Genomic DNA, 13451 nt, shown 5'->3' on the forward strand with positions numbered 1-13451 from the left:
GGCTCACCATGACGTTCCTCGACCCCAAGATCTGGACGGGATCGATCTTCGACGGCGGATGGACGGCCTCGCGCGCCGGGGACGCCCCCGTCGTCGAGCCCGCCACCGGCGACGAACTCGGTCGCGCGGGCACCGCCGGCGCCGACGACGTGGCGGCTGCCGCGGTTCGAGCCCGGTCCGAGCAGCGGGCGTGGGCCGCCACGCCGTACGAGGAGCGGGCGGCGCTGCTGCGGCGGGCCGGACGGCTGTTCGAGGAGCACGCGCAGGAGATCCAGGACTGGATCGTCCGGGAGTCCGGCGGCGTGCCGGGAAAGGCCGGGTTCGAGACGCACGTGGCGGCGCAGGAGTGCTACGAGGCGGCGGCGCTGGCCTCGCAGCCCCTGGGCGAGGTGCTGCCGACGACCCGCAAGCGGCTCAGCTTCGCCCGGCGGGTGCCGGTCGGGGTCGTGGGGGTGATCGCGCCCTTCAACTTCCCGCTGATCCTCGGCATCCGGTCGGTCGCCCCGGCGCTGGCGCTGGGGAACGCGGTGGTGTTCAAGCCGGACCAGCGTACGGCCGTGTGCGGGGGGTTCTCGATCGCGCGGGTCTTCGAGGAGGCCGGGCTGCCGAGCGGGCTCCTGCACGTGCTGCCCGGCGGTCCCGAGGCCGGTCAGGCGCTGGTCGCCGACCCGAACATCCCCGTGATCTCCTTCACCGGCTCCACCGCCGCCGGGCGCAAGGTCGGCGAGGCGGCGGCGCGCCTGCTCAAGCGGGTCCACCTCGAGCTGGGCGGGAACTCGGCGCTGGTCGTCTTCGACGACGCCGACCTCGGGGCGGCCGCGTCTGCGGGCGCGTGGGCGTCGTTCTTCCACCAGGGGCAGATCTGCATGACCTCGGGACGGCACCTCGTGCACGAGGACGTGGCCGAGGAGTACGTCGAGCGCCTGGCCGCCAAGGCCACGGGCCTGCCGGTGGGCGACCCCGCCACCGGGCAGGTCGCGCTCGGGCCCCTGATCGACGCCGGGCAGCGCGACCGGGTGCACCAGTTGGTCACCGCGAGCGTCTCCGCCGGGGCCCGGCTCGCCGCCGGGGGGACGTACGAAGGGCTGTTCTACCGGCCGACCGTGCTGGCCGAGGTGCCGGTGAGCGCGCCGGCGTACGCGGAGGAGGTCTTCGGGCCGGTGGCGCCGGTGACGACGTTCTCCACGCTGGAGGAGGCGGCGGCGCTGGCCGCGGACTCGGAGTACGGCCTGTCGCTGGGCATCCTCACGCGGGACGTGATGAAGGGGCTGGCGCTGGCCGACCTGGTGCCGACGGGGATCGTGCACATCAACGACCAGACCGTGGACGACGAGGCCGTGGCGCCGTTCGGCGGGGTGGGGGCCTCAGGGACGGGGGCGCGGTTCGGCGGCACGGGGGCGAACGTCGACGCCTTCACCGAGACGCAGTGGGTCACCATGCAGGGGGACATCGCCGCGTACCCGTTCTAGGGGCGACGACCCGCCACCCCGGCCGGCCCGCTTCTCGACCGGCCCGGGCTCTGCTGACGACTCACGCGGGGCGCCGCGGGGCGCGGCGCTCCGCACTTCGGGGAAAGCTCGCGCGGGCTCCCCCGCTTCGGGACAGCTCGCGCGAGGCGCCGCAGGCGGGCGGCGCTCCCCGCTCCTGGGGAAAGCTGGCGCGGGCTCCCCCGCTTCGGGACAGCTCGCGCGAGGCGCCGCGGGTGGGCGGCGCTCCCTGCTTCGACGGACGGCTCGCGCTTCCGGCCGTTTGTCAGGCGTGTTCGGCCGCCTCGACCACGTTGGACAGCAGCAGGGCGCGGGTCATGGGCCCGACACCGCCCGGGTTGGGCGTCAGGAACCCCGCGACCTCCGCCACGTCCAGCGCCACGTCACCGGCGATCTTGCCGTTGACCCGGGAGACCCCCACGTCGAGGACGGCCGCCCCGGGCTTGACCATGTCACGGGTGATCAGGCCGGGCACGCCCGCCGCCGCCACCACGATGTCGGCCCGGCGCACGTGCCCGGCCAGGTCCTGGGTGCCGGTGTGGCAGAGGGTCACGGTGGCGTTCTCGCTGCGGCGGGTGAGCAGGAGGCCCAGCGAACGGCCCACCGTGATGCCGCGCCCGACCACGGCCACCTCGGCGCCCTTGATCGGCACGCCGTACTCCTGCAGGAGCAGCACGATGCCGTGCGGGGTGCACGGGAGCGGGGCGTCGACCATGTGGACGAGGCGGCCCAGGTTGATCGGGTGGAGGCCATCGGCGTCCTTGGCCGGGTCCATGCGCTCGAGCAGGGCCATCGCGTCGAGGTGCTTGGGGAGGGGCAGCTGGACGATGTAGCCGGTGCACTCGGGTGAGGCGTTGAGCTCGTCGATGGCCGCCTCGACCTCGGCCTGGGTGGCGGTCGCCGGGAGGTCGACGCGGATGGAGGCGATGCCCACTTCGGCGCAGTCGCGGTGCTTGCCCGCGACATAGATCTGGCTGCCGGGGTCGTCACCCACGAGGACGGTGCCCAGGCCGGGCGTGATGCCGCGTTCCTTGAGCGCGGCCACTCGGGTCGTGAGGTCTGCCTTTATCTTGGCGGCGGTCGCCTTGCCATCGAGTTTCACTGCGCTCATGCGGCAATCCTTCCATGCCCCTTCATTCCCTCAACACGCCACTCCCAGCAGCAGCCACCCATGCTTGCCAATGCCCCCAAGAGGCCGCCCCGGCCCACCCTCCCCCCGCCTGGCCCACGGGCCGGGTGGAGCGGGGACACCCGAGAGTTATCCACAGACACCAGGCAGTCAGCTCCAGTTATCCACAGGCAATCGTTGACATCGTTGTCATTGATCTTGGAAGGGCCTAGTGTTGCGGGCGCCAGCAACATGCTCACGGAGGCCGGAGGTCACCTTGCCTTTCCGCCTGTTGTCCGCCGAGTCGACCGATCTGTTCGTGGGCTCGCCCGACGCCCCCAGCCAAGTGCTGCGCGTCGCGGTCGCCGAAGGAGAGCACGAGGCGTCGCTGGAGCTCCGTGGCGAGGGCGTGCGGCTGGCGGAGCCGGTGACCGTCCCGGCGGCCGCCGGCGTTCTGGAGGTGCCGCTGACCGTGTCGGCGCCCGCCGGCAGCACCGTGCCCTGCGTGCTCACCCTCGGCGCGGAGTCGCTGGAGGTCGCGGTCACGGCCGAGGAGCCGGGCTGGACGATGTTCATGGTCTCCCACTTCCACTACGACCCCGTGTGGTGGAACACGCAGGCCGCCTACACCAGCCCGTGGGAGCTGCTCTCCGCCGGCGGCACGACCAGGCCGCTGTGGGAGCGAAACGCGTTCGCGCTGGTCGAGGCCCACATCGAGCTGGCGCTGCGCGACCCCGACTACCGTTTCGTGCTGGCCGAGGTCGACTATCTCAAGCCGTTCTTCGACACCCGTCCCGAGCGACGGGCCGACCTGCGCGCCCTGCTGGCCGAGGGCAGGGTGGAGCTGATCGGCGGCACGTACAACGAGCCCAACACCAACCTCGCCGGCGCCGAGACGACGATCCGCAACCTCGTCTACGGCATCGGCTACCAGCGCGACATCCTGGGCGGCGACCCGCGCACCGCGTGGCAGCTCGACGTGTTCGGCCACGACCCGCAGTTCCCCGGCTACCTCGCGGCGGCCGGGCTGACCGGCAGCGCGTGGGCGCGCGGCCCGTTCCACCAGTGGGGCCCGATCAGCAAAAACTTCAAGCAGGCCAAGAACGACGCCGCGCTGATGCAGTTCCCCAGCGAGTTCGAGTGGATCTCACCGTCCGGGCAGGGCGTCCTGACCCACTACATGCCGGCCCACTACTCGGCGGGCTGGTGGATGGACTCCTCCCCGTCCCTGGAGGACGCCTGCCAGGCCGTCTACGACCTCTACCGCTCGCTCAAACCCGTGGCCGCGACCAAGAACATCCTCCTGCCGGTCGGCACCGACTACACCCCGCCCAACAAGTGGGTCACCGACATCCACCGCATATGGGCGAGCCGTTACCTGTGGCCGAGGTTCGTCTGCGCAACCCCTCGCGACTTCCTGGACGCCGTCCGCGCCGGCAGGTCGTCGCTCAGCCCGCAGACCCGCGACATGAACCCCATCTACACCGGCAAGGACGTCTCCTACATCGACACCAAGCAGGCCCAGCGCGCCGCAGAGGTGGCCGCCCTGGACGCCGAGCGCCTGTCGACGTTCGCGGCCCTGCTCGGCCTCGGCCGCTATCCGCACACGGCGCTCGACAAGGTGTGGCGCCAGCTGGCCTACGGCGCCCACCACGACGCGATCACCGGCTCCGAGTCCGACCAGGTCTACATCGATTTGCTGACCGGCTGGCGAGAGGCACACGACCTGGCCACGACCACCCGCGACAACGCCCTGACGGCCCTGACCGGCCAGATCGGCGTCGACACGAGCAGCGTAGTGGTGACCAACACCCTCCCTTTCCCCCGCGACGGCCTGGTCCACGTACGCCTGCCGCCCGGCCGGACACTCGCCGACCCGACGGGCGCAGAGGTCGCCGCCGTCATCGAGAACGGCACCCTGTCCTTCCTCGCCCGCGACGTCCCGTCGATGGGCTGGCGCACGTACCACGCCGTATCCGGCTCTCCCGCTCCCTGGCAGCCCACTCCAACCAGCGACCCGGCCTCCGCAGACAAGCCCCCGACCACCGTCACTCCTGAGAGTCCCACCCCCGCAACCGAAGCTCTCCCCACCCTCTCGGCAACGGACCTCACCACCCCACCTGGAGAGCTGACTCACCCCGAAGGAGTGACCCCACCAGGCGAGCTGACCCAGCCGGGAGAAGTGACCCCACCAGGAGAGCTCGCTCGCCCCCAGGGGCTCACCACGCCCGCCCCCGAAGAGCTCGTCACCAGCAACGCCACACCCCTCAACCTGGGCCTCAACCTGGGCCTCAACCTCGACCTCATAACCATCCAGAACCATCGATGGCGGGTCACAGCGGACCCCTCCCGGGGTGGCGCCCTGACCTCGATCCTCGACCGATCCTCCGGCCAGGAGCTCCTCACCGGCCTCGGCAACGAGCTGCGCCTCTACAACGAATATCCCCAGCATCCGGACATGGGTGAGGGCCCTTGGCACCTCATTCCCACAGGCCACGTCGTGGGCTCCGCCGACACGCAGGCCCTGACCGCAAGCGCCGACACCAGCCCCATCGGACAGCGTCTTACGGTCTCCGGCCAGGTCGGCGAGATCGCCTATGAGCAAACCGTCACCCTCCTGACTGGCTCGGACCGCATTGACTTCACCACCCGCGTCCTCGACCACACCGGCGCCGACCGCCTGCTCCGCGTCCGCTTCCCGGCCCGCGTCGAAGGGGCGCTCCCCGTGTCCGACGTCTCAGGCGCCGTGGTGGGCCGAGGCTTCGCGCTCCCCGACGTGGACTCGGCCGAACACCCGTGGACACTCGACAATCCGGCCAACACCTGGTTCGGCCTGTCCTCCGCAGCGAAGGTCGATCTCGGCGAGGCGGGCGCGCGAGCGTTGGGGGTGGCCGAGGTCGTGGTCCCCACCCTGGATGACGCCCCTCGGGCCCGCGACCTGGTGGTAGCCCTGGCCCGTGTGGGCGTGACCGCCACCACGTCTTCCGCCTCGGGTACGAGATACGGCTGGCTCGACGTCGACTCGAACCTCCCGGACGTACGCATCGTCCTGGGCGGCCCCGACACCAACCCGTTGGCCGCCGAGATCCTCGCCCGCGCGGACCCGGCCTACCTCGACGTCCTGAAGTCAGGCGCTTCCCGAGTCTGGGTCCCCGCCGAGCGCCCACTCACGGAGGTCTGGCAACCAAGCGCCGACCTACGCGACCTGCGCGCCCTCCCGGCCCTGATCGTCGCTGGCCCGATCGCCGACCTGGTGACCGACCTGGCAGACGCGACGATCGAGGCCGAATGCCCCTTGGGTGCCGAGCTCCTGGACGACCGCACGGTCGCGCTCCTCACCTACGGCTTACCCGGCTTCGCCGTAGACCCTTCAGGCGCGCTGCACCTGTCGCTGATGCGCTCCTGCACGGGCTGGCCGTCGGGCATCTGGCTGGACCCTCCGCACCGCTCCACGCCGGACGGCTCAGGCTTCCAACTCCAACACTGGACCCACGAGTTCTCATACTCCTTGGTCGCCGGCAGGGGCGACTGGCGAGCCCAGCAACTCCCCGCGAAGGCCCAGGAACACATCACCCCACTGCTCTCCCGCACCATCACCACCGCCCAAGCAGGCCACCTCCCCCAGACCCACTCCCTCTTCGCCATCACCCCCGCCCGCGACGTCCTCCTGAGCACCCTCAAAGTCGCCGGCAACCCCCACGCCCACGGCCAAACCACGCCACCCGCCGAGGCCGTGACCATCCGCCTGATCGAATCCACCGGTCTGGGCTCCACCGCCGAGCTCAGCTCCCCCCACCTCCCCCTGCACTCCCTGACCCACGCCAGCCTCCTGGAACACCCCGGCGCCCCGATCACAACCCCGGCCCTCACCTTGACCGGCTCCGAAATCGCCACTTACCTGGCCCACACCCCCACCGAAGAAGGCACCGCCCCTCAATCAGGCTCAGACAGCACCGCTCCTCCACCAGCCACGCCCGAACTCGGGCCCACACCCGAACTCCGCCCCACACCCGAACTCGGCCCCACAACGGAGCAGGCCCAGCCGGTCTTCACGCGCTACTGGCTCCACAACAAGGGCCCGGCCCCCCTCGGCTACCTACCGATCTCCATAGCCATCACTCCCGGCCTGGTCACCCCACCAGCCGGCGAGCCCTTCAACGTAGAAGTAGTGCTCTCCTCCCACCTGACAGACACCCCCCACGAGGGCCTGGCAACCCTCCACGTCCCGAAAGGCTGGACCGCCACCCCGGCCCAACGCGCCTTCCGCCTCCCCCCAGGCGGCCACCTCCGCTTCCCGGTCACCGTAACGCCGCCGCCCCCTCCCGCCGGCGCCGAGCGCGCTCACCCAGCAATGAGCTCCGGCCTGCACTTCATCTCCGCCCGCACCTCCGCAAGCGGCGGCCAACTCATCGAAGACGTCACCACGGTGGCCCTCACCACCGTCCCTGAGCTCCCCTCCCCGGTCCCATCTCCAGCCTCCGCCGCCATCACCCAAGGCACCACCTCGGCCGAGGCCCACCCCACGGGCCTGTCCATCTCCCCTCTCACCGAAGCCCTCACCCTCCACCCCGGCACCCGCACCTCTCTCGTCCTGAGACTCACCAACACCACATCCGACGAGATCCGCGGCGAATCCCAACTGGCCTCACCTTGGGGAACGTGGCACCTGCTCCCCGAGGTCATCCGGGGCTTCACGATCGCCCCAGGCGAATCCACCGACGTGTCGTTCCCGGTGGAGGTGCCCGAGAACGCCCCGAACGGCCACGCCTGGGCCCTGGCCAAGGTCATGTGGTTCGGTCGCTGCCAGTACTCCCCGGCCATCCGCCTGGAGGTAACCCGGTGACAACCCGTCTACGCCCATCCGGGGATGATCCGGCAACGCTCGGCACACCTCCACCCAGCGCTCTCTCGGACACACTCCACGAACACCCATCCAACGACAAGCCACAAACGGCCCCCGCGCATCCGCTCCCATCCGAGCCGGCGCCAGGTGCCAGCACAGTGGCCGGGTGGGTTGACAACCGCCCCATCCCACGCGAACGGCTCGAAACCCGCATAGCCGACCTACGCCACGGCCCCTTCCGCGCGACGCTGCCCCTACCGGGAAGCTCCGAAGACCGCCAGCTCGCCAGGTGGCTGACCCAGGTCATCCTCACGGAGGCGTTGTGCGAAACCGTGGCTTCTGACCTGGGACTGGACCCGATGGAAGCCGAGCCGCTCGACGGTGTGGCCGCCGTCGAACTGGGCTCCATCAATACCGCCGCCTACAACGCCAGCCCATGGGTACGCGCCGTCTTCGAGCACGTCACCGCCGCTGTGACACCCCCACCCGAATGGCGATCCCCCACGCCCGCCACGCGGTCCCCCCACCCCCACATCTGGCACCGCGTCTTCCCTGACTATTCAAGCGCCCAGCATGCGACACCCAACGCCCTCGACTCCCTCGGCCCGGCACCCATCGACTCCCTTCCGAGGGCAATAGCCGAAGCGCTCCAAACCCATCCATACGGCACACTTGTCGGCCCGGTGCATGACCCCTTGGGCTGGCACGTAGCCCTCGCCACCCCCACCCCTAGCCCCATCGCCACGGCAACGCAGCCACCCTCGACCAGCACTCCCACCACCAGCCCAGAGCCGACCAACACGCAGGGACCGGCGCCGTCCTCGCACCACCCGACCTCCGACTCATCAACAAACACCCAACCCCGCCCACCCACCCCCTCGACCCCAACCGACGTCAGACCACACCAACCCGGCCCCCACTCAACCCGAACCGACGCCAGACCACACCAACACGACACCCACTCAAACCCAGCCGACGCCAGATCACATCAACCCGCCATCACCAGCCCAGAGCCGAACAACACGCACTCGCACCACCCCACCACCGACTCACCGACAAACACCCAACCCCGCCAATCCACCCACTCGGCTCCAACCGATGCCAGACCACACCAACCCACCATCACCAGCCCAGAGCCGAGCAACGCGCAATTGCACGCACACCCCAATAGCCCACAATCAACCGACGTCCAGCTCGGCCACCCATCACGCCGAGAACCGGTCAGCCGTCAGCGGAACCGTGCGGTCGTCGCCGTACCTGGGACCCCACCGCCATCATCACCAGAACGAGGAGTCGCCGTCCGATCAGATCCAAGAACCCTCCGACCGTCTGCTTATGACGCATCCACCGCAGTACCTCGAACCACCCTCCATCCCCCTCCTCGGCTGAACCGAGGTGGAGTGACGCTGCTGGATGCCGCGCGGCGGAGAGCCTTCGCGCGGTGGTTGGATGACATGCGCGCCAAGAAGGTCGAACTCGTGCCCGGACTGGAACACCCTGGCGATCCCCGCCAGCCCGACAACCACCACAAACATTGATGAATTACGTACTTGCCATTGACATCGGAGGAACCAAGCTCGCCGCCGCGCTGGTGGACGAGGAAGGTTCCGTGTTGCGTTCCGGTACACGGCCCACGCCGCGCACGGACGTCATGTCCGCCCTGGCGGCCCTCGTCACGGAAGTGACCGAGGGCGGCCCGCCGCCGGAAGCCGTCGGCATCGGATGCGCCGGGCCGCTGGACCTGGCTGCAGGAACGGTGAGCCCCGTGAACATGCCCAGCTGGCGCGGGTTCCCCTTGCGCGAGGAGGTGCGGAAGCTGACAGGGCTGCCCACCGTGCTCGCCGGCGACGCGCAGTGCTTCGCGCTCGGCGAGCACTGGTTGGGAGCGGGACGCGACAGTACGTCCCTGCTCGGCATCGTCGTGTCCACCGGAATCGGCGGTGGATTGGTGATCGACGGCATGCCGCTTCTAGGGCCGACGGGGAATGCCGGACATGTCGGCCACATGTCCATCGACCCCAACGGCGAGCGCTGCGAGTGCGGGGGCCGGGGCTGTGTCGAGCGCTACGCCAGCGGGCCCAACCTCGCCCGCTGGGCCTTGGACAACGGTTGGGCCCCCAACCTTGATGGACCGGAGGAGAAGGCGGACGCCCGAGCACTCGCCAGGGACGCGGCAGCGGGCGATCCGGTCGCGGTGGCGGCGTTCGAACGCGGCGCCCGAGCGCTGGCCGGAATGATCGCCTCCACAGCGGCCGCCGTCGAGATCACCACCGTGGTCATCGGGGGTGGCGTGTCGGCGGCCGGGAAGGTGCTGTTCGATCCCTTGGCGCGCATCCTCGATGACGTGGCCGGACTGGCGTTCGTCAGGGCGGTGCAGGTCCATCAGAGCACTCTTGGCGTGGACGCGGCCCTGGCAGGAGCAGCCCGTTTGGCAACAATGGCCCGTTAGGCGACCCCTTGAATGCCTCCCGCCGGTAGGTGATCGATCGATGACGTACCGGCGGCGGGCGCCGGCCCTGGCGGGAGCAGCCCGTTCGGCGGCAACGGCCCGTCAAGCGACCCCTCGAACACCTCCCACCGGTACGTGATCGATCGATGACGTACCGGCGGCGGGCGCCGGCCCTGGCGGGAGCAGCCCGTTCGGCGACAATGGCCCGTCAAGCGACCCCTCGAACACCTCCCACCGGTACGTGATCGATCGATGACGTACCGGCGGTGGGCGCTGGTCCTGGTGGGGCAAGCAGCGCTGGATGTCGGAGGTCCTGAGGGCATAGACCTCAGGACCAGCGAAGCTTGCCCTCCGGGGCCGGGCCATCAGTTAAGCCTGGTCAATGCCGTGATTGGAACGGCCCACCGGGGATGCTGGGCTGTGCTTCGGCCCTTGTCGGCTGAAGCGTCCGTGGCCCTCCACCCGCTGTGCCCTGTGCTGCCGAAGCCAGGGAGCGGGCGATGGTTCTGGACGGCTGGAGCTCCGCCACTGTGCGCTCCGGCAAGAAGCACGGAGCCGGTGGTGTGGCGGGCCGAGGGACGTGCACCCAGCTGGCGGGGGACGCCGGCCACGTTCAGCCCTTGGGGATGGTGGAGCGGTGGGTTACTCGCGCTCGGCGGCCTGGGCTTCCCGGCGTTCGATGATCCGGCGGGTGATCGGGATGATCTCCACCACGCGGCTGCCGAGGTAGGCCCCGATCAGGGCGAGCACCAGGAGGACGAAGGGGCTGGTGGCAAAGCCGTTCATGGTGACGAAGACCTGCAGGATCAACTCGAGCAAGAGGGGCTCCGTGGGATTGGGCGAGAGAGGAGTGGCACTCAGGGTAACCGCAGCCGGCGTGTGCTCGCCCATAAAACGACCAAACGGCAACATGATCGTCTATCTCACTATTTAGCGGACGAACGCGCCACCTCCGGACGATCATCACCGGCATTTGCGCCGAAACCGCGGCTCGGTTGCGGTGGCGGACCCCGCCCGCTCGCGTTGCAGTGATCGTCGGGGCCGCCGACTCGTGCGCGGCAACGAACGAGCACCCCTCGTACGGCGATCGCCCTGCGGGATGACAGCACGATCCCGTGAGTTACACAGCGACTGCCGTACTCAAGGACGCGATGCGGCCACTGCCGCAGCTGAAGCCATAGCCGATCCCTACCCGCATGCGGCAATGGCCCAAGAGCGGCACAGCGTCCCCTCATTGCGCGACAAGCGTCCCCAGCGCGACAGCTGATGCCGCCGTGAGCAGGACTGCCGGGACGATGATGCCGTCAACCCGAGCCGTACGCAGCAAGCGCTCCTGCGCGAAACAGCGCCCCCGCCGGACCGACAAACGCCCACGGGCGGCACGGCAGCCCCTCGCCATACCCCGCGAACATGCAAGAGCGGTGCAGCACCCGCCATACCCCGTGAACACCCACCAGCGGTACAGCACCCGCCGCACCCGACGAACACCGCCGAGCGAAGCGGCGGGTTCCCCACCGCACCCAACAAACACCCACGGGCAGTGCGGCAGCCCTTCGTGGTATCCGGCGAGTGCCCACAGCGGTACGGCAGCACCCTCCCGTACCCGATGAACACCCTCAGGGGTACGGCAACACCCCCGCCGTACCCGACGAACCACCTCCGAGCGAAACGGCGGTCTTCCCATCGCGCCCAACGGACGCGCTCTGAGCGACGCGGTGACCCATCGCCACTGCCGGTCCATGGACGCACCCTAGCAGTTGACACCGGTTGAACTAGTGTTGCAGGCTGACACCTGTTCAAACGGTGTCACAAAGGAGGGGTCATGCGCGCTGTAGTGGTGGAGGCGTTCGGAGGTCCGGAAGTCCTCAAGGTCGTCGAGGTACCCGATCCGTCACCCGGCCCCGACCAGGTACTGGTCCAGATCGAGGCTGTGGGGGTGAACCGGGCCGACGTGCTCCTCCGGTCGGGCCGTTACCACCGGGCCGACCCGCCGCCCGTGATCCTCGGTCTGGAGGCGGCCGGAACGATCAGCGCCTTGGGGGAGCGCACGCGCGGCTTCCACGTCGGGCAGAAGGTGTTGATGAGGGGGGAGCCCAACGCGCCTGGTTTCTACGCCGAGCAGGCTGCGGTCCCGGCCGAGCGAGTGCTGGCGCTGCCGGACGGCGTTGATCCGTTCCACGCGGCGGCGCTGCCGGTCGCATGGCTGACAGCCTGGTACTGCCTCACCACCCTTGGACAGATCCGACCCGGTCAGACGGTGCTGATCCATGCGGCGGCCAGCGGCGTGGGGAGCGCGGCGGTGCAGATCGCCGTGGCGGCCGGGGCACGGGTGATCGCGACGGCCGGCACCAAGGAGAAGACCACGTGGGTGGCCGAACTCGGCGCGCACGAGGTGCTCGACTCTGGGCAGTTGTCCGGCGCCGACCTCCTCGACCACGTCAAAGCCTTGACAGGCGGACGTGGGGCCGAGGTGGTGCTCGACACGGTCGGCGGCGACGTCTTCCCGCTGAGCCTCAAAGCCGCCGCGCCGGGCGGTCGGGTCGTGGCCTTGGCGAACGTCGCGCTGGCGCCAAGCGTGATCGACACACGCGACTTCTATCCGAAGAACGTGAGCATCCACGGCTACCAGTCCGCCAACCTCATCGCGCTCGGATACGACCCGCGTGCCGACCTCGAGCAGCTGATCGCGAAGGTGGCCCACGGCGAGCTGCGCGTACCGGTGGATTCCGTCTTCGCCCTGCAGGACGCAGCGGGAGCACACCGACGTTTGGAGTCCCGCGCCAACCGCGGGAAGGTCATGCTCAGCGCCGGCGATGGACTGGGGCTGCCTGGCTGACAAGCCGCTGCGCTGCCGATGAGGGAGAGTGGAGGTTCCCCGCCATATCGCATGAGCCGAGCCGGACGCCGAAAGGCTGGAAGCCGACTGCAAGGCACGATCGCGGGTGGGGGGCCGCCGAGGCTGAGCGTGTGGATGTGAGCGGTTTCTGCAGCCAGCCGGATATGCGCGGAGCTCGGTGGAGTATGACCGGACGTAGGTCCGCCGGTTCTATGGCGTTCGCCAGCCGGCGGTCGCTATTGCGTCGCGGCGTCCGCGCCAGGCTCGCCCGCGACGCATTGCCGCCTCCTGTTTCGTCGCGCGCTCGAGACCGCCGCGGTGCGCGACGCTCTCTCCGAGCGAAAAGGTGACCACGTGACCGTTCCCATGGCACTGACCTGCCCGGTGTTCGCGGGCCCGATCCGGCCCTCACCCCGTGGCCGCCCCTCCGCCTACTGCGGCAAGCCCTGCTGTCTCGCTCACGCCCGGCGCGACCCTCCTGGTCGGGCGCCGGCCGGCTGGGCCGCGGCGGAAAGCTGCGGCTCGGCCAGGCCGCCCACCGTGCGCCTGTAGCGGACATGATCCGTAAGATCACCGCAGTCCTCGACGCCGCATGACGGGATGGCCCGGGGTCCTCGCCGGACCCCGGAAGGCGGCGGCGTGCCGGGCCAGGCAGGGGCCGATCCCCGCCAAGCGCGACGAACGCTCCCCCGCGTGGAAACGGCGCCCCCGTCGCACCCAACGGCACG

Annotated in this window: 7 protein-coding genes; 5 read left to right on the forward strand and 2 right to left on the reverse strand. The window is 70.0% G+C overall.

The genetic code is table 11. From position 1 onward, the window contains the following. Positions 1 to 8: 8 nt before the first annotated feature. On the forward strand, positions 9 to 1469 hold the full coding sequence (locus ACFKCF_RS12470; RefSeq protein ID WP_394493162.1) for a benzaldehyde dehydrogenase: 1461 nt from the start codon (positions 9 to 11) through the stop codon (positions 1467 to 1469). A gap of 283 nt (positions 1470 to 1752) precedes the next feature. Here the strand turns inward: ACFKCF_RS12470 and ACFKCF_RS12475 are convergent, their stop codons facing one another. After that, a complete protein-coding gene (locus ACFKCF_RS12475) occupies positions 1753 to 2598 on the reverse strand; it encodes a bifunctional methylenetetrahydrofolate dehydrogenase/methenyltetrahydrofolate cyclohydrolase (RefSeq protein ID WP_394493163.1) in 846 nt (281 codons plus the stop codon). 274 nt (positions 2599 to 2872) lie between these two features. On the opposite strand from ACFKCF_RS12475, the gene ACFKCF_RS12480 reads away from it, so the two are divergent. The 3 genes from ACFKCF_RS12480 to ACFKCF_RS12490 all read left to right on the forward strand — a co-directional run bounded on the left by ACFKCF_RS12480 (position 2873) and on the right by ACFKCF_RS12490 (position 9887). Continuing rightward, positions 2873 to 7438: an NEW3 domain-containing protein gene (locus tag ACFKCF_RS12480; RefSeq protein WP_394493165.1), complete on the forward strand. Its 4566-nt coding sequence runs from the start codon at positions 2873 to 2875 to the stop codon at positions 7436 to 7438. A 1400-nt stretch (positions 7439 to 8838) separates the two neighbouring features. Further along, positions 8839 to 8976: a hypothetical protein gene (locus tag ACFKCF_RS12485; RefSeq protein WP_357725878.1), complete on the forward strand. Its 138-nt coding sequence runs from the start codon at positions 8839 to 8841 to the stop codon at positions 8974 to 8976. Beyond that, the gene (locus ACFKCF_RS12490) at positions 8976 to 9887 is read left to right on the forward strand and encodes an ROK family protein (protein WP_394493167.1); all 912 of its coding nucleotides are present in this window, start codon (positions 8976 to 8978) and stop codon (positions 9885 to 9887) included. Before ACFKCF_RS12485 ends, ACFKCF_RS12490 begins: the two co-directional genes overlap by 1 nt. Positions 9888 to 10529: 642 nt before the next feature. Here the strand turns inward: ACFKCF_RS12490 and ACFKCF_RS12495 are convergent. Beyond that, complete coding sequence (locus ACFKCF_RS12495; RefSeq protein ID WP_394493169.1) at positions 10530 to 10706, reverse strand: hypothetical protein; 177 nt, start codon at positions 10704 to 10706, stop codon at positions 10530 to 10532. Positions 10707 to 11721: 1015 nt separating this feature from the next. Here ACFKCF_RS12495 and ACFKCF_RS12500 point away from each other — a divergent pair. After that, the gene (locus ACFKCF_RS12500; protein ID WP_394493171.1) at positions 11722 to 12723 is read left to right on the forward strand and encodes a zinc-binding alcohol dehydrogenase family protein; all 1002 of its coding nucleotides are present in this window, start codon (positions 11722 to 11724) and stop codon (positions 12721 to 12723) included. Positions 12724 to 13451: the final 728 nt, after the last annotated feature.

The organism is Nonomuraea sp. JJY05, from assembly GCF_043496855.1.
Taxonomy (GTDB): Bacteria; Actinomycetota; Actinomycetes; order Streptosporangiales; family Streptosporangiaceae; genus Nonomuraea.